Genomic DNA, 23,213 nt, shown 5'->3' with positions numbered 1-23,213 from the left:
GCAACCCTTCACATGATAAGCAGTTTGCCCGCGATGGCCCACATCATGCAGCCGATGATCACATCCAGAACCTGCCAGGCACGGGGCCGTGCAAAAAGCGGTGCCAGCAGGCGCGCGCCATAGCCAAGCGTGAAGAAGAAAACCGCGCTGGCCAGGGCGGCCCCGACACCGAAGGCGATCCGGTCGTCATACTGGGACGAGATCGAGCCGATCAGGATCAGCGTATCCAGATAGACATGCGGGTTGAGCCAGGTCAGACCCAGTAGCGTGATCAGAGTACTGCGCAGCCCGTTGCCTGTGTCGGTTGCCGCTTGCAGCACCTCCCCACCCCGCCAGGCGTTGAGGAAATTCTGCGCGCCGTACCAGATCAGGAATGCCGCCCCGCCATAGCGCATAAGCGGCTCGAACCAGGGGGCCTTGGTGGCCAAGGTGCCGAACCCCGCGACCCCGGCGGTGATCAGGATGGCATCGGACAGCGCGCAGACCATGCACACCCAGAAGACATGACTGCCCCGCAATCCCTGGCGGAGCACAAAGGCGTTCTGCGCGCCGATGGCGAGGATAAGCGACAGGCTGAGCAAAAAACCGGGGAGGAAGGAGGCGATCATGGGGAACCGTGTGCTGTGGTCCCCCGTTGACTACGCAGGCAGGCCGATTTAGTCGAATTAAATATCCTTCATCTGGTTAAGCTGAACTTATGCAAATCGACCCTGCCCAACTGGCCGCACTGTCCGCGGTTCTGCGCTGTGGCGCATTCGATCTGGCCGCGGCCGAGTTGAACGTGACACCCTCGGCCATATCGCAGCGGATCAAGGCGTTGGAAGATCACATCGGCACGGCCCTTGTGCATCGCGGCAGCCCCTGCACGGGCACGCAGGCGGGTCAGCGGCTGGCCAAACACGCGGGCGATTTGGGGCTTCTTGAGGCGCAGCTTATACGGGACCTGTCGTTAACAGGGGTTAAATCCGGCGCGCGGCTGCGGCTGGCGGTCAATGCCGACAGTCTGGCCACGTGGTTCATACCGGCGCTGGCGGCGGTGCCGGATGTGCTGTTTGACTTGGTGATCGACGATCAGGATCACTCCACCGACTGGCTGGCGCGCGGCGAGGTCAGCGCCGCCATCGCTGCCACCGACAAGGCGGCGCGGGGCTGTGACAGCTTTGCCTTGGGCGCGCTGCGCTATGTGGCCACCGCAAGCCCTGCCTTTATGGAGCGTTGGTTTGTGGCGGGCGTCAACGCCGACACGCTGAACCGTGCGCCCTGCCTTGTGTTCAACCCGAAAGACAAGCTGCAGGCCCGCTGGATGGCGGATGTGACAGGCGCGCGGCCCACGCCGCCTGCGCATATGCTACCCTCGACCCATGCGTTCATCGATGCGGCGAAAGCCGGGATTGGCTGGGGCATGAACCCGGAGGTGCTGGTGCGGGACTCGTTGGTGAACGGCTCTCTTGTCGCGCTGGTGCCGGGACAACCGCTTGATGTGCCGCTTTTCTGGCATGTCAGCCGGGCGCTGTCGGGGGCCATCGCGCCACTGACCCGCGCGGTGCGGCAGGCGGCGGGAGAGGGTCTCTTGCGCTGAGGGGATTGCCGCGTCATGTAGGGGTGCGCAGGGAGAGGAGAGGGCCGATGTTTGCAAAGGAAAAGCTGGAATACACGGCGGTTCCCCTGCCCGATCGCGTCGAGTTGACGGATGAAGAGATGCGCGACGCCGCGCACGCGTTTTATGCCAAGATGCGGACGCGCCACACCGTGCGCGATTACACCACCCGGCCCGTGCCGCGAGAGGTGATCGAGGATTGCATCCGCACCGCGGGCACTGCGCCCTCGGGCGCAAACCACCAGCCCTGGCATTTCGTGGCGATCAGCGACCCGGAGATGAAAGCGCGTATCCGCGAAGAGGCCGAGATCGAAGAGCGGCGCTTTTACGAAGGCGGCGGCGGGGATGAATGGATCAAGGCGCTGGAACCCATTGGAACCAATGCAGAAAAACCGCACCTGACCACTGCGCCCTGGCTGATCGTGGTCTTTGCCCAACGCTGGGGACAGTTCGAGGACGGCACCCGCTACAAGAATTATTACGTGCCCGAAAGCGTCAATATCGCCACCGGGTTCCTGCTGGCCGCGCTGCATCATGCGGGGCTGTGCACGCTGACGCATACGCCCAACCCGATGAAGTTTCTGGCCCCGGCCTTGGGGCGCCCGGCCTCGGAAAAGCCCACGATGATCATCGCCGTGGGCCACCCGTCGGAAGATGCGACCGTGCCGACAGTAGCCAAGATGAAAAAGCCGCTGGAGGAGATTTCGACCTTCGTGGAGTGATCCGGGGGCCGATTTCGTCAACGCCTATGAAAACAAGGGTTAACGGGACAAATCGGGATGCACAGGGCGTGCACAACCCGTGCACAACCCGTGCACCGGAGGGTGCACCGAGGGCAGGTGTTAAGAGGGCGTGCGGTGGAGGTGTTACCGAAAGATGAGCGACCGGCTGCGCGGCCGATTTGTCCGTAGCCAGAGAAAGACCCGCCGCAGCAAGCCCGAAGTGACGGGTATTTTGCTACCTGACGAGAACTTCATAAAGATTACACCACGTACGGTTGCGTTGACTGCTGGCATTCAACTAGCCTGTGCGCAGTGGCGGTTATTACACTTTGGAGAAATTTGAATGCATCGTCCCGATTACCTTGTTCAAGGTGAAAGCGCTCGCCTTTTCCCTGTGCTAGCGACGACTTCCAAAGAGGGAAGAATAACCTCAATTGTACTGGCGTGCATTTCCAAGATTGAAGAGTTCGGCGCGGAATTAATGAAGAGTGTAGGCAAGCGCGTCGGCAAGCGTACGTCTATAGAAACCTTTACAGAGATCGTCTTCAAAAACGAAAAGGTTCGCGTTGCGGATCGCCCTGACGGGCTAATCGTTTTGCGCACTGGCTCCAACGAATGGCGCGCGCTGGTAGAAGCAAAAGTAGGAAACTCGGCAATTGGTGCAGATCAAGTTGAGAAGTACCGAGAAATTGCCAAAGAACAGGGGCTAGACTGCGTTATTACCATTTCCAATCAATTCGCAACTCAGCCTGAGCACCATCCAGTTGAAGAAGTCCGGAAAAGTCGTTCAAGAATTCCTGTCTTTCACTGGTCTTGGATGTCGATCCTGACTGTTACAGACATATTGCTCAATCAGGACGGCGTAGCCGACAAGGACCAAAGGCTACTTTTGACTGAGCTCCGTCGCTTTCTGACCCACGAAAGCGCTGGAGTAAAAGGTTTTGATCGGATGCCGCCGGAATGGGCTGAAATCAACCGACTTGTGTCCGCTGGAGGAAAAATCCCAGCCAAGTCTCAGGAAGCGGCGATAATCCTTGATGCATGGCATCAAGAAACTCGGGATCTTTCACTGATACTCAGCCGTCAAACCGAAGCATATGTACAAGAAAAGCTGCCAAAAAATCAACGTTCAGACCCCGCGCAGCGCAGGCGGGACGAACTCCAACTCCTTCGAGAAGAAGGTCGACTGAAGTCTGTTCTAGAAGTGCCCGACGCCGCCGCTCCGATTGAGATCATTGCCGATATCGCGCGTCGCGCAATTGACATCGGAATGACACTGCGCGCTCCTGAAGACAAAGTTTCTTCCAAGGCGCGCGTCAACTGGCTACTGCGGCAAGTAAAAACTGAAAGCGTCCAAGAGGTTTTTGTAAGGATGACGTGGCCAGGGCGAAGCGAGACTACTCAATTTCAGTTGTCTGAACTGATAGAAGATCCTGCAATCTGCGAGAAAGGCAAAATGGCCTGCAAGTGAGCCGGTTTCATATTTTCATAGCACGCCGATTGGGCGGGAAATTCACTCAACAGGTCAACTTTATCAAAGAGCTCGAAGACGTAGTGCCTTTCTTTTATCGGGAGATCGGCCAGAATTTGCAGGAATGGAGAAAACCTGCACCAAAGATCAAACCGGATCGTAGCGCTGCAAGCGATGTGACCGTCGACGCGCTACAAGACGCAGCCGAGGCGGATCTTTCTGACTAGGCTCTGAACCAGACAGCGCGCAAGGGCGACAGGGCGGTTCCGCTGTTGGCCCATCGGCCGGATATTCCGATGAGTCGGGCCAAGGCGTGCGACGCGAGGTTGTTGCCGGGATGGGCGCGCTTAGGTGAACTGTTCCGAAATCAACCGCTCTTCCAACCCATGTCCGGGATCAAACAGGATGCGGTGTTCAATAGCCGGTTCCGACTGGATTTCGACCCAATCCACGTTTTCCACCGATTTGCTGTCACCTTCGGCCATGACAGGGCGCTTGTCGGCCTCGAGCACGTCAAACCGGACCTTGGCGCGTTTGGGCAGAAGCGCGCCCCGCCAGCGTCGGGGGCGGAAGGCGGCAACGGCGGTTAGCGCCAGCACATCTGCGCCGATGGGCAGGATCGGCCCATGGGCAGAATAGTTATAGGCGGTCGATCCCGCAGGCGTGGCCACAAGTGCGCCGTCGCAGACGAGCTCGGCCAGGCGCAGGCGCCCATCCACGGTGATTTTCAGCTTGGCCGCCTGGGGGCCTGCGCGCAGAAGCGAGACCTCGTTGATGGCAAGGGCCCGGTGCATCTTGCCTGAGTGATCCATGGCCTGCATCGAGAGGGGGTTGATCACCTCTTCCTCAGCCGCTTCCAGCCGTTCGATCAGGTCGCTTTCGCCATAGGTGTTCATCAGAAACCCGATGGTGCCACGGTTCATGCCGTAAACCGGCACACCAAGTTCCTGTGTGCCATGCAACGTCTGCAGCATGAACCCGTCGCCGCCCAGGGCCACGATCACGTCGGCCTCGTCCAGCGGCACATTGCCATAGCGCCCGATCAGCGCGGCGCGCGCGGTCTGGGCCACTGGCGCGTCACTGGCCAGGAATGCGATTTTCATAGACATGACAACGGGTTCCGGTCCTGCGCATCTGGTTCCGAAACAAGCACAAGTTTCCCCTCTTGACCAGCCTTGCCGCCAAACCGGGCGATTTGGTCGTTTTGCTCTCTTTTCGATGGGGGGCGTTTGGGATAGAGACGCGCGCAACCACTGCACCCAACGGAGGCTTGCACCCATGAACGCGCAACATCGTGACACCGGCTTTTTCACCGAAACGCTTTCCGAGCGTGATCCGGAGATCTTCGGCTCGATCACCGACGAACTGGGCCGTCAGCGCGACGAGATCGAATTGATCGCATCGGAAAACATCGTGTCGGCCGCTGTGATGGAGGCGCAAGGCTCGGTGATGACCAACAAATATGCCGAAGGCTATCCGGGCCGGCGGTATTATGGCGGGTGCCAGTTCGTGGATGTGGCCGAGAACCTGGCGATTGAACGCGCCTGCAAGCTGTTCAACTGCGGCTTTGCCAATGTGCAGCCCAACTCCGGGTCGCAGGCGAACCAGGGTGTGTTTCAGGCGCTGTTGCAGCCGGGCGATACCATCCTGGGCATGAGCCTGGATGCGGGCGGCCACCTGACCCATGGCGCAGCGCCCAACCAGTCGGGCAAGTGGTTCAACGCGATCCAGTACGGTGTGCGCAAACAGGACAACATGCTGGATTACGACCAGGTTGAGGCCTTGGCGAAGCAACATCAGCCCAAGCTGATCATCGCGGGCGGCTCGGCCATTCCGCGCCAGATCGACTTTGCGAAGATGCGCGAGATTGCAGATCAGGTCGGCGCCTATCTGCATGTGGACATGGCCCATTTCGCGGGGCTGGTGGCGGCGGGCGAACACCCCTCCCCATTCCCGCATGCGCATGTGGCCACCACCACGACGCACAAGACGCTGCGCGGCCCGCGCGGCGGCATGATCCTGACCAATGACGAGGCGCTGGCGAAAAAATTCAACTCCGCCATCTTCCCCGGCATTCAGGGCGGTCCGCTGATGCATGTGATCGCCGCCAAGGCCGTGGCCTTTGGCGAGGCGCTGCGCCCGGAATTCAAGACCTATATCCAGCAGGTGATCACCAATGCGCAGGCGCTGAGCGATCAGCTGATCAAGGGCGGTCTGGATACGGTGACCCACGGCACCGACACCCATGTGGTGCTGGTCGACCTGCGTCCCAAAGGCGTGAAGGGCAATGCCACCGAAAAAGCGCTGGGGCGGGCCCATATCACCTGCAACAAGAACGGCGTACCGTTTGATCCGGAAAAACCGACCGTGACCAGCGGCATTCGTCTGGGATCGCCCGCCGGAACCACGCGCGGGTTTGGAGAGCCCGAGTTCCGCCAGATCGCGGACTGGATCATTGAGGTGGTCGATGGGCTGGCAGCGAATGGCGAGGACGGCAATGCCGAGGTCGAAGCCAAAGTGCGTGCCGAAGTCGACGCGCTCTGCAAGCGTTTCCCGATCTATCCCAACCTGTGACCCTGGCGGCAGAGTTTTGAAAAACTCTGCCTGCAAATTCTTTGTAAAGAATTTGCGCCCCGTCTGATGTCAGAGCTGGACCGATCCGCAACCCGACGCATCGAACGGGGCCTGGGCGACTGGATGCGCGCCCGGCTCCCGTTTGTGCTGTCCGAATTCGTAATGTTTCTCCTCAAACAGGGCTGGGCCTGCCTTTTCGGCATCCTGATGCTGCTGGGGCTGATCGCCTCGAAAGCTATTTGGCACGAAGACTGGTCGCTGGCGCGCTATGACGCGCTTTTGATATATGCTCTGGCCATTCAGGCCGGTTTTCTTGCCCTGAAGCTGGAGACCTGGCGCGAGGCGCGGGTCATCCTGCTCTTCCATCTGACCGGCACGGCGATGGAGATCTTCAAAGTCAATGCGGGCAGTTGGGCCTATCCGGAAGAGGCGGTGATGAAGCTTTGGGGTGTACCGCTCTTTTCAGGGTTCATGTATGCGAGCGTCGGCAGCTATATGGCGCGGGTGATCCGCGTGTTCGAGATGCGCTTTGCCCCCTACCCACCGTTCTGGATGACGATTGCGCTGGGTGTGGCGATTTACGTGAATTTCTTCGCCCATCACTTCCTGCCCGATATCCGGCTGGCCCTCTTTGCCGCCACGGTGATCCTGTTCTGGCGCACGCGTATCTGGTTTGTCGTGGGCGGCAATGACTACTGGATGCCCCTGCCCGTGGCCGCCCTGCTGTCGAGCTTCTTCCTCTGGGTGGCCGAGAACGTGGGAACCGGAACCGGTACATGGATTTATGCCGGGCAAGGCGCGCTTGATCTGGTCAGCTTTGCAAAAATGGGGTCGTGGTACCTGCTGCTTTACGTCAGCTTCGCCACGGTGACGCTGGTGTATCGCGACGTCCTCTATGACCGCCCGGTCACAGGAAACCGCGCCAGGACAGCACCAGAACCAGCAGGGCAAACGCCACGATCAGGCTGAACGCGATGGAGGCAAGGATGGACAGGATACGGTCCTTGCGTTCTTCGGCCAGGTCGATGCTGTTGAGATGGGTTTTCACCACGTCCGCCGATTGGCTGAGCCCCTTGAAATCCACGGTACGCGCCAGCTTGGGATGATGGGTGAAGCGTTCGGCGTCAACCAGTGTACGGGCGTTCTGATAGACATGGCGCGGCAAGCGGCCCTTGCTGCGCGCCACCAGCCTGGCAAAAGGCGCGGGACGCAGTTTGAATTTCGCCTGCAGGCGATTGCTCAGGTCGGCGATCAGCTTGTCAAATTGCGCGGCGTCGGACATGGCCCCTCCGGTTCATCGGACACAGATTACCTTGGCTGCGGCTGCGCCTCAATGCCTCTGGCAGCGCGGGGCGAAGGCCGGTATCAGGGCAATATGCTGAACACGATTTTGCACGGATCCCCTTCGGAACGCCCCCCTGTTGTGATTGCGCATGGGCTTTACGGGTCTGCCCGGAACTGGGGCGTCATTGCCAAACGCCTGTCGGATCGCGGCCAGGTGATCGCCGTAGATATGCGCAACCACGGGCGCAGCCTGCGGTCCGATGATCATCGGTACGAAGCAATGGCGGACGATCTGGCCGAAGTGATTGCGGCCCATGGCGGAAAGGCCGATGTCGTTGGCCATTCAATGGGTGGAAAGGCGGCGATGATGCTGGCCCTGCGCCACCCCGATGCGATTGGCAAACTGGTGGTGGCTGATATCGCGCCGGTGGCTTACTGCCACAGCCAGATGCCCTTTATCGACGCGATGCGTCAGGTCGATCTAAGCCGGGTCGAACGGCGGTCAGATGCCGAGTCGCAACTGGCCGAACTGGGGGTAGAGAAGGCGCTGCAAAGCTTTTTCACCCAGTCTTTGGACCTGAAAGAAGGGCGCTGGCTGCTTAATCTGGATGCGCTGGCCGAAAACATGCCCCGGATCATGAGCTTTCCCGAGACCGATGCCAGCTGGACCGGGCCCGCGCTGTTTCTGTCGGGCGCGGCGTCGGATTACGTCCGGCCCGAGCATCGCGAGACGATCAAGCGCCTGTTTCCGGCAGCACGATTTGCCAAGCTTCCCGGCGCGGGCCATTGGCTGCATGCCGATGATCCGCGCGGGTTCGAAGCTGCAGTGCGGGTCTTTCTGGACGCTGCTTAGCCCGCGACGACCGTGCCCCCGCCATCGGCCCAGTCTTTCAGGCCGCCAAGGTTATAGACCTCTTTATACCCCATATCTTTCAAAAGCTTACCCGCCAGCGCCGACCGGCCGCCGCTGGCGCAATGCAGGATGATCACACGATCAGGTCGCAGCTCTGGATCGGCTGTGGGCGCATTGGGATCGGCCCGAAACTCCAGCAGCCCGCGCGAGATATGATGCGCCCCTTCCGCCTTGCCGGCTGCCGCCAGTTCGGGACCGTCCCGCACATCCAGAAGCAACGCGCCTTCGGCGATCTTGGCTTTGGCGTCCTCAGCCGAGATCCGCGGCACAGCGGCATGTGCCGCCTCGAGCATGTCTTTGAGGGTTTGCGCCATGTCATCTCTCCTTGATCTTTTTGTGGCAGTTCGGACCTGACCGAAGCTGGGCGTTGCAAAAATTCTTAAGCTTTCTAAGCTTCGAACAAAAGGACAGGGAGATACAATGATGAAACTTGTGAAAATCGTGAGCCTGTGCGCCGCGATCTTCAGTGCCGGGGCCGCACTGGCCGGGCCACTGAAGCTGGAACCTGCCAATCCGCAGCCCAGCGGATTGAAATCGGGTCTGGCGGTGAAATACGCCCTACCTGAAAAGCAGATCAAAACTCTGGCCCAGGCCGACGAGGCGCTGAAATCCGCCAAGCGCGGGCCTGCGCTGAAGGGTCTGGATTACTGGGACACCGAAGAAGGCGGTGAGACGCTGACATCTGGCAAAGCCTGGTGGGTGGCGGCACAGATCAATGGCTATGTCCGGTTTGATGCGCCTGGCGTCTATACCATTGATTTTCTTGTGAATGACGGGCTGCGCATGTTCATCGGCGGCAAAAAGATCACGGTTTGGGATCAGCGGACCCCCTGCGAGCCGATCCCGGCAGTAGAGGTCGAGGTGCCGGTGGCCGGGTGGTACCCGCTGAGCGCGGTGTATTTCCAGAACCAGGGCACCGCCTGCCTGCATATGCGCGCCGCCCCGAAAGGATCAGCGCCCGACTGGATGCCCGATGCGGCTTTTGGGCACTGAACCGAATTGAAATATAACCTTATGAAAATGCGGCGGTTTCGAACACCGCTGCGTTTTTCTTGGTCATGGCAGACGCCTGGCGTTCAAGCCGCGCGGATCTCTAACGCGGTTTTGGCAAGCATCAGATTGTGGAAACTTTGGGTGGCATCGCAGAAATCCGGCGTGCCCTCATAGCCCGCCGCGCGCCAGCCTGTACAGCGCCCCGGCGTGTCGCATTTTGCACATGATTTCAATGCGTTCTGAAGCTCGGCCAGCAGCAGCGGAGCCTCAACTTCGCCCGGGTCCAGGTCCAGATGTTTTAGCATTCCCTCGAATGCTGAGAGGCGGAGGGTTAGGTCTTGTTGCATTCCGTCCAAATTGATTGACACCACACTCTCCCCGCGTGTCATTATTTTTGTACAGAATACCAACGTATACTGAGATTTCCGCACGGCAAGCGTTTTCATGCATTTCCCACTCAGTTTTTTCCGACCCCCTGGAAAGGCGGCGGATTATCGGGGATGTCAGGGCAGATGGACCATGACGATCACGGTCGCGTTTTCCGCCCAGGCCTCTGTGCGCTCAAGCGCCGCGATTTCCTGCAACACCTTGTTCTGATTTGATAAAGGGACAGGCGCCACGGCCCAGAGCTGCGCCTGCTGGGCCGGGAGACCGGTGGGGCCGATACGCCCCAGCACATCTTTCACGCGGGCGCGGCGGGCGGCGTAGGCGCTGTTTTCTACGGCCGTTGTGAGGCCGCGCACCGGCAGGGTCAGCGGGTTGCCGAGGTGGTTGGCCTGTGTACAAGCCGAGAGAAGAAACAGGACAAACAAGGCGCGCATGGTTGTCACCTTAACCTGACAGGCGGAGGCCGCCCAGCCCCAGCGCACGCCGGATTCAGCCATAATTGACCGTTTTGCACAAGGGTTCGAGGGGCGATTGTGCATCTTGTACCCCTGGAGGACCCCATGCAACTGTCCGTTTCCGATGCCCGCGCCCGGCTGGGCCAGCTTGTGACCCTGGTGCAGGACCCGCGCCTGCCGATTGTCCTGACCCGCCACGGGAAACCGGTGGCGGCGCTGGTGTCGATGGAGGAGGTCAAACGTATCTGGGAACTGCAGGACGACGAATGGTTCGGCGCCAGATCGCCCCTGACCGGGCGGCGGCGGGGCGGCGGGCTGTACCTGTCACGCGGGCTGGTGATGGGTCCGGAGGGCAAGCCGGTGACCGTCACGCAGGCGGCGCAGATCATCCGCGAGCGCCAGATGACGCGCGCCGAGGAACGCGCGATGCTGGCCGCCGGCGGGTTGAAACCGGTGGAAGGCGGCGAGGTCGCGGTGGAGATCCCAGAACGGGTGGAACAGGCCGAGCCAAAACGGCGGTGGTGGCGGTTCTGGTGAGGGTCGTTGTGCGGGGTTCGGGGCGGTCGGGTGGGGTGGCCCGGGGGTTTAGTAAAGAACGGCGCTGTAGGGTGGGTGAAACCCACCGTTGGTGGAGGGGTGGGTTTGGTGGGTTGGCACCCACCCTACGCTTGCTGGTGAGGGTCGTTAGGCGGACCGTCTAGAGGGCGGGTACCGGGACCGTCGGGTGGTGGCCCGAGGGTTGAGTAAAGGACGGCGCTGTAGGGTGGGTGAAACCCACCGTTGGTGGAGGGGTGGGTTTGGTGGGTTGGCACCCACCCTACGCTTGCTAGCTACCCTTCGATTGCTGCAAAGGAATAGTTGAAGTATGTTCCCAACGATTAGCCGTTTGTTTTTTCGTCGGCCTCAGTCTCCATATTGTTACCCATAGGTAGTGGCGGCAGCGCCGGAAACTTCTCGCGCAGTTTGTCATACTGTTGCCGAATGGTGCCAGGCGATACAAACTCCGAAAGGCCTACGATAGCTGCAAGAGTCGCGACTATTTCTCCAACCCCGGGGATTGCCAAAGATGAAATAAGAGCGCTAAAGAAAACAAAGCGACCCACATACACACCGCCGTTCTTGAAAGCTTCGCTCTTTCTTCTATTGAAAACCTCACGTCTCTTCTCATCGGTAGTGAAATTGGCGGCGTCGTCCAAATCCCGAATTTCACCCGCTATGTCTCGCAGCAAGGTTGGGATAGACGGATCTACGATTTTTTCCCCATTGTCCGAAGTGGCCGCATCCATTATTTCGGCGACTTCTCGCAGCTCAGAGCCATCACTTTCATTAACCACGGTTGAGACTTCCGCGGCGTCGACCTCTTGCGCTTTTGCCAGCGCTTCTCGGAAGTAAAGTCGCATCAACTCAAGATGGTCGCGGTTGAAACCTTCGACTGCCTCTACGTCCCAAGAGTTCACAGCATTCTGAAAATCGTCGCTATTGGTAATTCGAGAGATAGTGGTACCAAGCCTATTCAGCAACCGAGGATTAGGGCTCTCAGACTCAGCTTCGGAAGCGTACGACCTCACGTATCTTATGAACTTCTCTTCGTTGATGTTTGTGCTGTCTTGCACGCTTTCAACTATCAACTCGGCAAATTTCGAGAGTGACTTAAGGAGATTTTCGCGATCTTCAGCAATCTCTTCCGGCGCATTTCGATCTGTATCGCCTTCAAATGGAACTGGAACAATTTTGGCTGAAACAGGGTTGAAATCAAAGTCTGTAAGCGACGCCCGCAGAATTGAACTACGCAGTCTCCTTTCAGTGAGTGGAATATTGACCCTAGTGCTTTTCTCGGACACCTGCCTTCCGAAACGGTCAACAAGCCGTTGCCTCATTTCAATAGCCGCGCTTCTCAGTGAACGGCGGTAAGTAGAAAGCGGCGGGGTGTAGCCCCGCTCCCAATTGCCGATGGTTGTTTGACTTACTCCAGTCAAGATTGCCCAGTCAGCTTGAGTGCCGGTCTGTCAACGAATTCTTCGAAAAACGACACGATTGAAGCGAGCAGGCATTGCATCGATGAAATCATCAAAGTCTTGCAAAAGCTCCCGAAAGCTCTCCAATGCGCGGTTTGAAAAGATGTCGCTCACTTGGTTTGGCTCCCTTGTTATACTTCGGCTACACCGTTTAAAAACAAGAAACTGAGAATGGACAAGCTAAACCATTAAGAGTTCAGATTCTAAGTGTTTTTTTATTAATGAGTATTTTGGTAACCCCTAGGATGCGGGCACGCAACTTTGCAGGCAAAAATCGCTTTCGCCCACTGGTCCTTTTGGATGCGGGGCGTGATGATTGTTCTGGCACTCCGGCACCAAGAATGGCTACCGTGTGCGGCCGCAGTTCGCTTCGCGAACCGCTTACCCGCACGAAAAAAGGCCGGCTTTAGTCGTCCATTTTCAGGGCGGAAATAAACGCCTCCTGAGGAATATCCACCTTCCCAAACTGACGCATCTTCTTTTTCCCCGCCTTCTGCTTGTCCAGCAGTTTGCGTTTTCGCGTCGCGTCGCCTCCGTAACATTTCGCGGTCACGTCTTTGCGCAGGGCGGACAGGGTTTCGCGGGCGATGACCTTGCCTCCGATGGCCGCCTGGATCGGGATTTTGAACATGTGGCGGGGGATGAGGTCTTTCAACTTCTCGCACATGGCGCGGCCGCGGGTTTCGGCACGGTCACGGTGGACCATGATCGACAGCGCATCGACCGGTTCGTCATTCACCAGGATCTGCATTTTCACCAGATTGTCCTGGCGATAGCCGGTCATCTGATAGTCAAATGACGCATAGCCCTTGGTCACCGATTTCAGGCGGTCATAGAAGTCGAACACCACCTCGTTCAGCGGCAGGTCATAGACGACCATCGCGCGGGAGCCGGCATAGGTGAGGTCAAGTTGGATGCCGCGGCGGTCCTGGCAGAGTTTCAGCACGTCGCCCAGATATTCGTCGGGTACCAGGATGGTCGCTTTGATCCGCGGCTCTTCCAGGTGGTCGACATGGGTGAGGTCGGGCATGTCGGCGGGGTTGTGCAGCTCGCGCATGGTGCCGTCTTTCATGTAGATATGATAGACGACGGAGGGCGCGGTGGTGATCAGTTCGATATCGTATTCGCGTTCGATCCGGTCGCGGATCACCTCGAGGTGGAGAAGGCCGAGGAAGCCGCAGCGGAAGCCGAAGCCGAGGGCGGCGGAGGTCTCCATCTCGAACGAGAAGCTGGCATCGTTGAGGGCGAGTTTCTCGATCGCGTCGCGGAGGTCTTCGAATTCGGCTGAATCGACGGGGAAGAGGCCGCAGAAGACCACGGGGACCGAGGGTTTGAAGCCCGGAAGGGGTTTGTCGGCGCCCTTCTTTTCGTGGGTGATGGTGTCGCCCACCTTGGTGTCGCGCACCTGTTTGATCGAGGCGGTGAGGAAGCCGATCTCACCCGGGCCCAGTTCGTCGACGGGCTGCATGGCAGGGCGGAAGACGCCGATGCGGTCAACGCCATAACGCGCGCCGGTTTGCATCATCTTGATCTGGTCGCCCTTTTTCAGAACGCCGTCTATGATGCGGACAAGGACGATGACGCCGAGGTAGGCGTCGTACCAGCTGTCGACCAGCATGGCTTTGAGCGGCGCGTCGCGGTCGCCTTTGGGCGCGGGGAGGTGGTGGACGATCGCCTCCAGCACTTCGTGGATGCCCTGGCCGGTCTTGGCCGATACCGGGATGGCGCCCGAGGCGTCGATGCCGATGACGTCTTCGACCTGTTCGGCGACACGGTCGATATCGCTGGCGGGCAGGTCGATCTTGTTGAAGACTGGCACCAGTTCGTGATCGGCGTCGATGGCCTGATAGACATTGGCGAGGGTTTGCGCCTCAACCCCTTGGGTTGAATCGACCACCAGCAGGGAGCCTTCGACGGCGCGCATGGAGCGGCTGACCTCATAGGCGAAGTCCACATGGCCCGGCGTGTCGATCAGGTTCAGCACATAGTGTTCGCCATTATCGGCGGTGTAGTCGATGCGGACGGTGTTGGCTTTGATCGTGATGCCGCGTTCGCGTTCGATATCCATGGCATCCAGAAGCTGTTCCTTCATGTCGCGGGCCGAGACGGTGTTCGTCTCTTGAATAAGGCGGTCGGCCAGCGTGGATTTCCCGTGGTCGATATGGGCCACGATGGAAAAATTGCGGATATGCGAAAGCGGTGTCATATGCGGGATATGGAGAGGTTTCGGGGGGCGGTCAATGGCGTTGATGCAGCACCTGTGGCGCCGCCCGGCTTAGGGTGCCGGGAGGGCGCGGGCGGTGCTGTGTCTGCCGCTCAGATGGCGCGGTCGACGGCTTCGGCTGCACGGGTAATGTCGCGGCCGACGCCTTTGGCGGTTTCGCAGGCGGCCAGCGTCATCGTGGCAAGCAGAAGAAGCAGGGTAAGGCGGGGTTTGGCCATGGGGCGCTCCGGGTTCAGGTTTTGATGCGATATAGCTTGGCGCAGGGGGCCGGTCAAACGGGGCGGCGGGCGGATCGGCCGCTTCGTGAATTGCTCCTGCCGCCGCTTTGCGGCATAGTGCGGCCAAGGCAGAAACAGGGGGCCCAAGGGCCTTCAGAGGCATAAGAGATAAGGCAGTCAGACATGGGTCGGATCCTGGCCATATTGGCGTTGGGAATGGTGGTTTCCTGCGGTGGGGGCGTCACGCGGGGCGGCGATCCCGTGGCGCGATTTGCCTCGGTCAGCGGGCCGATCAAGAGCGCGTGCCTGTCCTCGGGGCGGCGTGCGGCCAACCCTCAGATTTGCGGATGTATTCAGGCCGCGGCCGACCAGACGCTGAGCGGGGCGGACCAGCGGCGCGGCGCGTCTTTCTTTGGCAATCCGGAACTGGCCCATGCGGTGCGCGCGTCGGACACGGAACGCGACGATGCGTTCTGGGACCGCTGGCGGAACTTCGGCAGCGCCGCGGATCAGCTGTGTAGTTAACACGCCCGCTTGTCGGATCGCTTGAGCTTGCGTAGTTTTCGAAAATCGAAAACTGCAATGGATCTGTCCCATGCTGAAAAAGGGCGTGAGCCTGCGCGGGCTTGAGGTGTTCGAAGCGCTGGCTGCCACCGGATCGGTGGCCGAAGCCGCCCTGCGCACGGGGCTGAGCCAGCCCGCCGTCAGCCAGCAGATGCGCAATCTGGAAGATGCCCTGGGCGTCGATCTGATCGACCATGGGCGCAGGCCCATGCGCCTGACCGCAGCGGGGCGCAGTTTCCTGACGCGGGCAGAAGCGGCGCTGACCCAGCTGCGCGCGGCGCAGGGTGAGCTGACAGTGATGGACCTGAGCCATCTGGAAACGCTCAGCATCGGGTTGATCGACGATTTCGACAATGAACTGACACCGCGTCTGGCGACGATCCTGGCCGACAGCATGACACATACACATTTCAAGCTGATCACCGCACCCAGCCATGAGATCAGCGCAGCGCTGCGGGCGGGCGATCTGCATGTCGGGATCTCGGCCCGGATGAGCGAAACGCTTGATAATATTTCAGAATATCCGCTGATCCGCGACCCATTCATTCTGGTCACCCCGGCTGATCTGGAGATGGATCCGAGCGATCCGCTGGCCGGGCTGCGCGAGTTGCCTTTCCTGCGCTATGCCCGCGAACAGCGGATCGGCCAGCAGATCGAAGCGCAGCTGACCAAGGTCGGGCTGAGTTTCGAGCACAGGTTCGAGGTGGGCAGCCACCTGGCGCTGATGGCGATGGTGGCGCGGCGGATCGGCTGGGCGATCACCACGCCGCTGGGATATATGCGCGCCACCCGGTTTCAGGAGGATCTAGCGGCGCATCCCCTGCCCTTTGCGCCTTTCGCGCGGACGATTTCACTGTTTGCCGGGGCGGATTGGGCCGATGAGGTGCCTCTGGAGATCGCCCGGATGGTTCAGCGGCTGGTGGAGCCGCATATGATCGACCCAGGGCTGGCGCGGCTTCCCTGGTTGCAGGGGGAGTTTCACCTGATCGAATTGTAGGGCTGGCGCTTTCAGTCTTGTGAAATCAGCCTGCGGTCGCGAGGTGGGATTTGAGGCCCTGGGCGGCCGCCTCGATCAGGTCAAGCGCGCCGTCGAAATCGCGGGTGTAATACGGGTCGGGGACGTGATCCATGCCCGTGTCGGGCGCAAAATCGGTGAAAAGGCGCACCGGGGTATCGTTGCCTGCGGGGCGCAGCGCCTCAACATCTGCGCGGTTGGTGTCGTCCATCACGATGATCAGGTCGAAACGGCTGAAGTCCTGCCCGGTAATTTGCCGCGCCCGCAGGTCCGAGAGGTCATAGCCGCGGGTCCGCGCCGCCTCTTGCATGGGGCCATAGGGTGGTTTGCCCACATGCCAGCCTGCCGTGCCCGCGCTGTCGGTGGTGGCGGTGGGCATCAGGTGGCGGAACACGCCTTCGGCCGTGGGCGAACGGCAGATATTTCCAAGGCAGACAAAGAGGATACGGCTGGTCATGGGGGTATTTTCCATGTCAGGCTGAGGCGCGCAAGGAGGGCAGCATGGAAAAGATCGTCATTCTGACAGGCGCCGGGATTTCTGCCGAAAGCGGGCTGGGCACCTTTCGCGACGAAGGCGGATTGTGGAGCCAGCACCGGATCGAAGATGTGGCCACCCCCGAAGGGTTTGCGCGCGACCCGGCCTTGGTGCACGGGTTTTACAACGCCCGCCGGGTGCAGGCGGCGCAGGCCGCGCCCAACCCCGCGCATGAGGCCCTGGCCCGCCTGCAGCGCGATCATTCGGGAGAGGTCGTGATTGTCACGCAGAATGTGGACGGGCTGCACGAGGCTGGCGGCGCACAGGGCGTGATCCATATGCATGGGGAACTGGCAGGCGCGCTCTGCGCCTTTTGCGGGCATCGCTGGCGCGCGCCCGACGAGATGTCGGTAAACGAGCCCTGCCCCGTCTGTCATGGCCCCGGCGGTCGGCCGGACGTGGTGTGGTTTGGCGAGATCCCCTATCACATGGAGACCATTCTGGAGCATCTGGCGCAGGCGGATCTGTTTGCGGCAATCGGCACCTCGGGCAATGTCTATCCCGCCGCAGGCTTCGTGGAGGAGGCGCGCGCGGCAGGCGCCCATACGGTTGAGTTGAACCTTGAGCCGTCGGCGGTGGTGTCGCGTTTTGGTGAGACGCGGTTTGGTCCTGCGTCGCAGACCGTGCCTGCCTGGGTTGGCGAGCTTTTGGGCCGCGCGGGCTGATCCGCACGACCCATTTGCGTTAGCCGCCCGAGGACATGGCGCCGTGGCCGTGGCCGGGTTTACGCTCAAGATCGACCGGGATGGTGACCTCGACCTCACCCGCGTTTTCGAAGACCAGGGTCACGGTGATCTCGTCCCCCTGCAACAGCGGCTGGGTCAGGCCCATGAACATGACGTGATCGCCGCCCCTTTGCAGCATGGCAGTGCCCCCTGCGGGAATCGGGATGCCGTCTTCGACCTTGACCATGCGCATCACGCCATTGGCGTCCTGCAGATGGGTGTGGATTTCGACGCGGGCAGCGATATCTCCACGGGCGTCGATCAGCCGATCAGGCGTGTCGGATTGGTTCTCGATGCCCATGAAGGCCGCACCGGTGACCGATGTGGGCCCGGAGGAGCGCGCATAGGGGTCGTGGATCACGATACCGTCGGCAAGGGCCGCGGTGGCAAGCAAGGTTGCGGCCCCGGCCGCGAGAAGGGTGGTTCTGATGGACATGGCTTGTGTCCCTTTCTGTCTGAAGTTGGGTATTGGGTGTGTTCAGACTGGGATCGGTGGGCCACGGGCCTGCGCGTTGGCTGGTATTTGCGCGGGACGCTGTTGGGTCGTTTGGGGCCATGCGGCCTTTGACACGCCCGCGGGCCGCGCGGCAGAGGGCGCGTCCGGGTCGGGCATCGCCATCAGCCCTGCCAGCACGCAATCGGGGCACAGATGCTGGGGCGATGTGGGATGGCCGTCCTTGTCGGTGAAGACAAGGGTCGCGCCCTGACCGTTGCAGATCACCATGTATCCCGTGGCAGGCGATGCACCCTTGGCAGACGCCATGGCCTGGCCCGACGCGATCAGGCCCAGCGCGATCAGCGCTGTCAGAAGGAGGGAACGGGCACGCATCAGCATGTCAGGGGATATATGCCCCCGCGCAGGCTGGCGGAAGGGGAGGGCGGCTGCGACACATGCGACCGGCCAACAGAAAAAGCCCCGCGCGGGTTGCGCGGGGCCTTCAAGCTGTCAGCAGACAAGCGGATCAGGAGGCGGCAGTGGCCTTCGCGATCTCTTTCTTGATCTTCAGCGCGTGGGGCGACAGGTCGCTGTCCTTGGCTTTGGCAAGGAACGCGTCCAAGCCGCCACGGTGATCGACCGAGCGCAGGGCGTGAGCCGAAATGCGGAACTTGATCGCACGGCCCAGCGCTTCGGAATGAAGCGTGGTGTCGTTCAGGTTCGGCAGGAACCGGCGCTTGGTTTTGTTGTTGGCGTGGCTGACATTGTTGCCAACCATCGGGCCTTTTCCGGTCAGTTCGCAGCGGCGCGACATGGGTGTCATCCTTCGTTTCATCGGGGCGGTGTGGTGGGCGCCCAATACACAAGGGCGCTGCCATTGGCGGCGCCCGAAATCTGGTTGGATGCTCATAGGAGGAATCGCTTTTGGGGTCAACCCGCAAGACAGCGCTGATTTTGCCTTGTGACGGTGCGTGAGGCTTGCGCATCGCGGGCCCGCGCGCTCAGGGTAAAGGCAAAACGCAAGGGAGGGCGCAAATGGCCATCACAGGAACCGATCTGATCATCAATCGCGCCGATCTGAGCGATGCGCGTCTGCGCGAGGTGGAATTTGCCGACACGCCGCCAGCGGGGCAGGTTTTGCTGAGAATCGACCAATTCGCACTGACCGCCAACACGATCACCTATGGCACGGCAACCGACAGTCTTGGGTATTGGAATTTCTTTCCCGTCCCGGAGGAGGGGTTTGGCCGCATTCCGGCATGGGGGTTTGCGGATGTGGTGGCCTCATCCAACCCGGATATCGCGGTGGGTCGGCGGGTTTATGGATATATGCCGATGTCCACCCACCTGATGGTAAAGCCGGGCAAGGTCAGCCCGGACGGGTTTTCCGACAAGGCCGCCCATCGCCAGAAGATGGCGCCGATCTATAACCGCTATGTCTTTACCAATGCCGATCCGGGATATGCGCCGGAGGCAGAGGCGCAGATTGCCCTGTTCCGTCCCTTGTTCACCACGTCGTTCCTGCTGGCGGATTTCTTTCAGCGCAATGAGATGTTCGGCGCGCAGATGCTGACGATGTCGAGCGCATCCAGCAAGACCGCCCTGGGGCTTGCGGCCGAGATGACGCGGGTGAAGCCAGAAGGCGTTGAGGTAGTGGGGTTCACCAGCCCAGGAAACGTCGCCTTTGTAGAGGGGCTGGGCCTTTATGACCGGGTGCTGAGCTATGACGAGGTGGGCGCCCTGTCCCATGCCCCCGCGGCTTACGTGGATTTTTCAGGCAATGGCGATTTCACCCTGCGACTGCACAGCCATTTCGGCGATCAGATGCGCCATAGTGCGCAGGTGGGTGTGACCGACTGGCAGAACGCCAATTTGCGCGTGCCGGGATTGCCAGGGCCGAAACCACAGTTTTTCTTCGCTCCTCTTTATGCGCAGGAGCGGATTGGAGATTGGGGCATGGCCGGGTTTCAGTCGCGCCTGGCCGAGGCGTGGGCGGCCTTCACGGACAAGGTGGCCTGGCTGGACGTGACCGAGCACAAGGGGCCAGAGGCCGCCAAGGCGCGGTATCTGACGGCGCTGGTCGGAGAGTTCGACCCCAGGCGCGGGGACATGGTGTCATTGCAGAACGGGTAAGCGCGGCACGGGGATACGTGCCGCGCGGTCATGCTTGTCTGATCCGCGATGGATTATCGGACAAATATGTCACGTGGCGGCTTGGCGCGCCGGTCGTCAAAGCTTGCCAGGCGCGCCACCGGGCTTGCCAATTGCGCCACCGGTTCCGGCTTGGGCGTTCTGGCGGGTTTCGCGCGCGTGCTCTTAGCAGCGGCGATCCGAGTGCCTGAAATCTGGCTGAGTGTCTGATCGAAGGCCATGCCAACAGGCGTGGGTGTCAGATCGTTCTGAACCAGGTTGATTCTGGGTGCCCGTCCGTTCCACGGATAGGGATTTGCGGCAAACCAGGCGTAACGTTCGACAAACGGCAGGGATTCCATCATCAGCATGGCCTGCTGAATGAACCTGGCGTTTTGCGCATAGGATGCGGCCTGCGGACGGTTCCAGTCGATAAAGGCGAATTCGGTCACCCAGATGGGGCGGCGATATTCCCTGTACACGGCATGAAGCCAGTTGCGGAATTCGTTCACATTCCCCGTGGTGGAATAGTAGTGCACCGCCATGAAATCCACGCGCAGCCCCTTGGCTTCAGCCTGATCCATGAAGCGGCGTTGCCAGGAATTCCGGCCCAGTGTCTGGCCTTGTGTCGTGGCCGGGCTGCTGAGGCGCAATCCGCGGCGTTCCAGCTGCGGCCAGAGGCGCACCGCTTCGGCCACCGACATATTCGCCTGGTGTGAGCCCGAGCCGCCATCGGGTTCATTGAACGCCAAAAGGTGACGCACCCGCAGGTCCGACCGGATGCGTTTGTTCACATCCTTCGCGCCATGAATCATGGGCACGAATTCGACATCGCGGCGAACACGCGATTGCGTATACATCTGGTCAGGACGCCAGTTGTAATACCAGCCGACGCCGGGCGCATCCTCGATCCAGTGGATCATGTTCATGCGTGGATTTTCCCAGGCGCCAATGCCGACCTTCTGCGCAAGCGCAGGACCGGTAGCCGCCAGAATGGACAATGCTGCAATAAGAATTCGGATCATGGTCACCCCTTTGAACCGAAAAACTTTCGCAAGGGTTAAAGGCAGAACCGGGGCGGAATTGGGGAGAGTCGGCGGCTTTTGCAGCCGTCGCAGGGGAACGGAGACACATTTCGGGGTAGGTTAGAGCGCTCGCAGCGCGCCGGTTTTCAGCCCTTGCCGAGGCGCGAGAGCATCTCTTGCGCGGCGGCGGCGGGGGACATCTGCCCCTGGGCCACGGCGTCGCCCAATTCAGTCATAGCGCTGCGCGCCGCGCCCTGATCAAGCTGGGCCAGAAGCGCCTGGCGCAGTTCCTGATCGAACCAGAACCGCGCCTGTTCGGCGCGCGCGCGGTCCCAGTGGCCGGTGTCCTTGCGCCAGTCGGCCAGGGCGGTGATTTCCTCCCAGGCCTTGGCAAGCCCCTGCTCTTCAAGCGCAGAGACGGTCATCGCCTTGGGAAAGCCGTCGGGGTCTTGCGGGCGTTTGCGCAACAACCTGAGCGCGCCCGCGTAATCGGCGCAGGTGCGGGTGGCCGTGGCTTTCAGATCGCCATCGGCCTTGTTGACGAGAATGATGTCGGCCATCTCCATAATGCCGCGTTTGACGCCTTGCAGTTCGTCCCCGCCGGCAGGTGCCAGCAGCAAAAGGAACACGTCCGACATTTCGGCCACAACCGTTTCGGACTGGCCCACGCCCACGGTTTCGATCAGCACCACGTCAAAGCCCGCGGCCTCGCACAGGGCCACGGCCTCGCGGGTGCGGCGGGCGACGCCGCCCAGATGGGTCTGGCTGGGGGATGGACGGATAAACGCCGCGCGTTCGCGCGCCAGCCGGTCCATCCGGGTCTTGTCGCCCAGGATGGACCCGCCCGAACGGGCCGAGCTAGGGTCAACCGCCAGAACCGCCACGCGCAACCCCTGCCCGATCAGCATCATGCCGAAGCTTTCGATGAAGGTGGATTTGCCCACGCCCGGCGTACCGGAAAGCCCGATGCGCAGGGCCTGGCGGTTTGTCTGGCGCAGGTGCTCCATCAGCTCTGCCGCCTGGGCGCGGTGATCAGCACGGGCGCTTTCCACCAGCGTAATACCACGCGCCAGCGCGCGGCGGTCGCCGTTGATGATCTGTTCGGCCAGCTGTGAGATATCCATGCTTTGCGCCCTTGGTCGGTCACCGGGTACATGCCGAAAGATGCGCCCGAATGTCCATAGGCGATTGGCGGGGCCGTCTGGACCTGTGGGGCGGGTTTGGCCATAACCGGGCGATGACCCGGCTTCCCATAGATGACGTTCTGCCCGATGTGCTGGCCGCGATGCGGCAGGCGGGGCGCGTGGTGCTGCAGGCCCCTCCCGGCGCGGGCAAGACCACGCGCGTGCCGCTGGCGCTGCTGGAGGCGGGGCTGAGCGCGGGCCGCATCGTCATGCTGGAGCCGCGCCGCCTGGCCGCGCGGGCCGCCGCCGAGCGCATGGCCGAAACGCTGGGCGAGCCGGTGGGCGCCACCGTGGGATACCGCGTGCGGGGGGAGGCGAAGGTGTCATCCGCCACACGGATCGAGGTGGTGACCGAGGGCATCCTGACACGGATGATCCAGTCGGACCCCGATCTGCCGGGGATTGGCGCGGTGATCTTTGACGAGTTTCACGAACGGTCCCTGAATGCCGATCTGGGCTTGGCGCTGTGCCTGGAGGTCGCCGGAGCGTTGCGGGACGATCTGATGCTGATTGCCATGTCGGCCACGCTGGATGCAGGACCCGTGGCCGATCTGATGCAGGCGCCCATTGTCACGGCCGAGGGGCGGTCTTTCCCGGTCGAGCCGCGCTGGCTGGACCGGCCGCTGGGGCCCGGAAGGTGGGAGGGCGCGCTCCATGATCTGGTGATCCGGGCCGAAGAAGAGACGCGCGGCATCGGCGGCGGTCTTCTGGTCTTCCTGCCCGGAGAGGGGGAGATCCGGCGGGCC

Annotated in this window: 31 protein-coding genes; 15 read left to right on the top strand and 16 right to left on the bottom strand. The window is 61.1% G+C overall.

Annotation, left to right across the window (positions count from 1 at the left end):
- Positions 1 to 8: 8 nt before the first annotated feature.
- A complete protein-coding gene (locus TR61_RS07705; RefSeq protein WP_050929345.1) occupies positions 9 to 608 on the bottom strand; it encodes a LysE/ArgO family amino acid transporter in 600 nt (199 codons plus the stop codon).
- Between the two features lie 89 nt (positions 609 to 697).
- Between TR61_RS07705 and TR61_RS07700 the strand changes: the two genes are divergently transcribed.
- The 5 genes from TR61_RS07700 (at position 698) to TR61_RS20355 (ending at position 4,017) form a co-directional block, all read left to right on the top strand.
- Complete coding sequence (locus TR61_RS07700) at positions 698 to 1,579, top strand: LysR family transcriptional regulator ArgP (RefSeq protein WP_050929344.1); 882 nt, start codon at positions 698 to 700, stop codon at positions 1,577 to 1,579.
- Between the two features lie 47 nt (positions 1,580 to 1,626).
- The gene (locus TR61_RS07695) at positions 1,627 to 2,319 is read left to right on the top strand and encodes a nitroreductase family protein (protein WP_050929343.1); all 693 of its coding nucleotides are present in this window, start codon (positions 1,627 to 1,629) and stop codon (positions 2,317 to 2,319) included.
- 154 nt (positions 2,320 to 2,473) lie between these two features.
- The gene (locus tag TR61_RS19890) at positions 2,474 to 2,662 is read left to right on the top strand and encodes a hypothetical protein (RefSeq protein WP_157440851.1); all 189 of its coding nucleotides are present in this window, start codon (positions 2,474 to 2,476) and stop codon (positions 2,660 to 2,662) included.
- Positions 2,663 to 3,790: a hypothetical protein gene (locus TR61_RS07690; protein WP_245626840.1), complete on the top strand. Its 1,128-nt coding sequence runs from the start codon at positions 2,663 to 2,665 to the stop codon at positions 3,788 to 3,790.
- Entirely contained in the window at positions 3,787 to 4,017 is a 231-nt protein-coding gene (locus tag TR61_RS20355) for a hypothetical protein (RefSeq protein ID WP_245626839.1), read from the top strand. The genes TR61_RS07690 and TR61_RS20355 overlap by 4 nt, the downstream gene beginning before the upstream one ends.
- Before the next feature lie 120 nt (positions 4,018 to 4,137).
- Here the strand turns inward: TR61_RS20355 and TR61_RS07685 are convergent, their stop codons facing one another.
- Entirely contained in the window at positions 4,138 to 4,899 is a 762-nt protein-coding gene (locus TR61_RS07685; RefSeq protein ID WP_050929342.1) for an NAD kinase, read from the bottom strand.
- Positions 4,900 to 5,068: 169 nt separating this feature from the next.
- Between TR61_RS07685 and glyA the strand changes: the two genes are divergently transcribed.
- Positions 5,069 to 6,364: a serine hydroxymethyltransferase gene (gene glyA / locus TR61_RS07680; RefSeq protein ID WP_050929341.1), complete on the top strand. Its 1,296-nt coding sequence runs from the start codon at positions 5,069 to 5,071 to the stop codon at positions 6,362 to 6,364.
- A gap of 66 nt (positions 6,365 to 6,430) precedes the next feature.
- Positions 6,431 to 7,333: a DUF817 domain-containing protein gene (locus tag TR61_RS07675; protein WP_050929340.1), complete on the top strand. Its 903-nt coding sequence runs from the start codon at positions 6,431 to 6,433 to the stop codon at positions 7,331 to 7,333.
- Here the strand turns inward: TR61_RS07675 and TR61_RS07670 are convergent.
- Positions 7,272 to 7,646, bottom strand: coding sequence for a hypothetical protein (locus TR61_RS07670; RefSeq protein WP_050929339.1), 375 nt, complete (start codon positions 7,644 to 7,646; stop codon positions 7,272 to 7,274). The genes TR61_RS07675 and TR61_RS07670 overlap by 62 nt on opposite strands.
- A gap of 93 nt (positions 7,647 to 7,739) precedes the next feature.
- On the opposite strand from TR61_RS07670, the gene TR61_RS07665 reads away from it, so the two are divergent.
- On the top strand, positions 7,740 to 8,501 hold the full coding sequence (locus TR61_RS07665; RefSeq protein ID WP_050929390.1) for an alpha/beta fold hydrolase: 762 nt from the start codon (positions 7,740 to 7,742) through the stop codon (positions 8,499 to 8,501).
- On the opposite strand, the gene TR61_RS07660 is transcribed toward TR61_RS07665, so the two are convergent.
- Entirely contained in the window at positions 8,498 to 8,875 is a 378-nt protein-coding gene (locus tag TR61_RS07660; protein ID WP_050929338.1) for a rhodanese-like domain-containing protein, read from the bottom strand. The two genes, TR61_RS07665 and TR61_RS07660, sit on opposite strands and share 4 nt — an antisense overlap.
- 109 nt (positions 8,876 to 8,984) lie before the next feature.
- Between TR61_RS07660 and TR61_RS07655 the strand changes: the two genes are divergently transcribed.
- Positions 8,985 to 9,554 (top strand): PA14 domain-containing protein, encoded by a 570-nt coding sequence (locus TR61_RS07655; RefSeq protein ID WP_082181882.1) that lies wholly within the window; start codon positions 8,985 to 8,987, stop codon positions 9,552 to 9,554.
- 83 nt (positions 9,555 to 9,637) lie between these two features.
- On the opposite strand, the gene TR61_RS19885 is transcribed toward TR61_RS07655, so the two are convergent.
- Positions 9,638 to 10,000, bottom strand: a complete 363-nt coding sequence (locus TR61_RS19885) for a DUF6455 family protein (RefSeq protein WP_157440850.1) — start codon at positions 9,998 to 10,000, stop codon at positions 9,638 to 9,640.
- A 57-nt stretch (positions 10,001 to 10,057) separates the two neighbouring features.
- Positions 10,058 to 10,438 carry a hypothetical protein gene (locus TR61_RS07645; protein ID WP_050929335.1) on the bottom strand — a complete coding sequence of 127 codons (381 nt, stop codon included), beginning with the start codon at positions 10,436 to 10,438 and terminating at the stop codon, positions 10,058 to 10,060.
- A 63-nt stretch (positions 10,439 to 10,501) separates the two neighbouring features.
- Between TR61_RS07645 and TR61_RS07640 the strand changes: the two genes are divergently transcribed.
- Positions 10,502 to 10,933 carry a type II toxin-antitoxin system Phd/YefM family antitoxin gene (locus TR61_RS07640; RefSeq protein ID WP_050929334.1) on the top strand — a complete coding sequence of 144 codons (432 nt, stop codon included), beginning with the start codon at positions 10,502 to 10,504 and terminating at the stop codon, positions 10,931 to 10,933.
- Between the two features lie 341 nt (positions 10,934 to 11,274).
- Here the strand turns inward: TR61_RS07640 and TR61_RS07635 are convergent, their stop codons facing one another.
- The 4 genes from TR61_RS07635 to TR61_RS19880 form a co-directional block, all read right to left on the bottom strand.
- Complete coding sequence (locus tag TR61_RS07635) at positions 11,275 to 12,372, bottom strand: hypothetical protein (RefSeq protein WP_157440849.1); 1,098 nt, start codon at positions 12,370 to 12,372, stop codon at positions 11,275 to 11,277.
- Positions 12,373 to 12,402: 30 nt separating this feature from the next.
- Positions 12,403 to 12,525, bottom strand: coding sequence for a hypothetical protein (locus tag TR61_RS20490; protein WP_281178062.1), 123 nt, complete (start codon positions 12,523 to 12,525; stop codon positions 12,403 to 12,405).
- Positions 12,526 to 12,817: 292 nt separating this feature from the next.
- Entirely contained in the window at positions 12,818 to 14,617 is a 1,800-nt protein-coding gene (gene lepA / locus TR61_RS07630) for a translation elongation factor 4 (RefSeq protein WP_050929332.1), read from the bottom strand.
- Positions 14,618 to 14,727: 110 nt separating this feature from the next.
- Complete coding sequence (locus tag TR61_RS19880; RefSeq protein ID WP_157440848.1) at positions 14,728 to 14,853, bottom strand: entericidin, EcnA/B family; 126 nt, start codon at positions 14,851 to 14,853, stop codon at positions 14,728 to 14,730.
- Positions 14,854 to 15,036: 183 nt separating this feature from the next.
- Between TR61_RS19880 and TR61_RS07620 the strand changes: the two genes are divergently transcribed.
- Together TR61_RS07620 and TR61_RS07615 are read left to right on the top strand one after the other, a co-directional pair.
- The gene (locus TR61_RS07620; protein ID WP_245626838.1) at positions 15,037 to 15,378 is read left to right on the top strand and encodes a hypothetical protein; all 342 of its coding nucleotides are present in this window, start codon (positions 15,037 to 15,039) and stop codon (positions 15,376 to 15,378) included.
- 70 nt (positions 15,379 to 15,448) lie between these two features.
- Entirely contained in the window at positions 15,449 to 16,414 is a 966-nt protein-coding gene (locus tag TR61_RS07615; protein WP_050929330.1) for a LysR family transcriptional regulator, read from the top strand.
- 25 nt (positions 16,415 to 16,439) lie between these two features.
- On the opposite strand, the gene TR61_RS07610 is transcribed toward TR61_RS07615, so the two are convergent.
- Positions 16,440 to 16,889 carry a low molecular weight protein-tyrosine-phosphatase gene (locus tag TR61_RS07610; protein ID WP_050929329.1) on the bottom strand — a complete coding sequence of 150 codons (450 nt, stop codon included), beginning with the start codon at positions 16,887 to 16,889 and terminating at the stop codon, positions 16,440 to 16,442.
- A gap of 44 nt (positions 16,890 to 16,933) precedes the next feature.
- Between TR61_RS07610 and TR61_RS07605 the strand changes: the two genes are divergently transcribed.
- Positions 16,934 to 17,632 carry an NAD-dependent deacylase gene (locus TR61_RS07605; RefSeq protein ID WP_050929328.1) on the top strand — a complete coding sequence of 233 codons (699 nt, stop codon included), beginning with the start codon at positions 16,934 to 16,936 and terminating at the stop codon, positions 17,630 to 17,632.
- A 19-nt stretch (positions 17,633 to 17,651) separates the two neighbouring features.
- Here the strand turns inward: TR61_RS07605 and TR61_RS07600 are convergent, their stop codons facing one another.
- From TR61_RS07600 to rpmB, 3 genes are all read right to left on the bottom strand, one after another.
- Positions 17,652 to 18,128, bottom strand: coding sequence for a copper chaperone PCu(A)C (locus tag TR61_RS07600; protein WP_050929327.1), 477 nt, complete (start codon positions 18,126 to 18,128; stop codon positions 17,652 to 17,654).
- 42 nt (positions 18,129 to 18,170) lie between these two features.
- Positions 18,171 to 18,527 (bottom strand): hypothetical protein, encoded by a 357-nt coding sequence (locus TR61_RS07595; RefSeq protein ID WP_050929326.1) that lies wholly within the window; start codon positions 18,525 to 18,527, stop codon positions 18,171 to 18,173.
- Between the two features lie 127 nt (positions 18,528 to 18,654).
- On the bottom strand, positions 18,655 to 18,942 hold the full coding sequence (rpmB, locus tag TR61_RS07590; RefSeq protein WP_050929325.1) for a 50S ribosomal protein L28: 288 nt from the start codon (positions 18,940 to 18,942) through the stop codon (positions 18,655 to 18,657).
- A gap of 221 nt (positions 18,943 to 19,163) precedes the next feature.
- Here rpmB and TR61_RS07585 point away from each other — a divergent pair, with 221 nt between their 5' ends.
- Complete coding sequence (locus TR61_RS07585) at positions 19,164 to 20,261, top strand: DUF2855 family protein (protein ID WP_050929324.1); 1,098 nt, start codon at positions 19,164 to 19,166, stop codon at positions 20,259 to 20,261.
- A 53-nt stretch (positions 20,262 to 20,314) separates the two neighbouring features.
- Here TR61_RS07585 and TR61_RS07580 read toward each other — a convergent pair whose 3' ends face one another.
- Entirely contained in the window at positions 20,315 to 21,283 is a 969-nt protein-coding gene (locus TR61_RS07580; RefSeq protein WP_082181878.1) for a glycosyl hydrolase, read from the bottom strand.
- A 146-nt stretch (positions 21,284 to 21,429) separates the two neighbouring features.
- The gene (gene meaB / locus TR61_RS07575) at positions 21,430 to 22,407 is read right to left on the bottom strand and encodes a methylmalonyl Co-A mutase-associated GTPase MeaB (RefSeq protein WP_050929323.1); all 978 of its coding nucleotides are present in this window, start codon (positions 22,405 to 22,407) and stop codon (positions 21,430 to 21,432) included.
- 113 nt (positions 22,408 to 22,520) lie between these two features.
- Here meaB and TR61_RS07570 point away from each other — a divergent pair.
- On the top strand, positions 22,521 to 23,213 hold a 693-nt coding region (locus tag TR61_RS07570; protein WP_157440853.1), incomplete at its 3' end, for a DEAD/DEAH box helicase.

The sequence above is a fragment of the Aestuariivita boseongensis genome, assembly GCF_001262635.1.
Lineage (GTDB): Bacteria > Pseudomonadota > Alphaproteobacteria > Rhodobacterales > Rhodobacteraceae > Aestuariivita > Aestuariivita boseongensis.
This window is presented reverse-complemented; position numbering and strand designations above follow the sequence as displayed.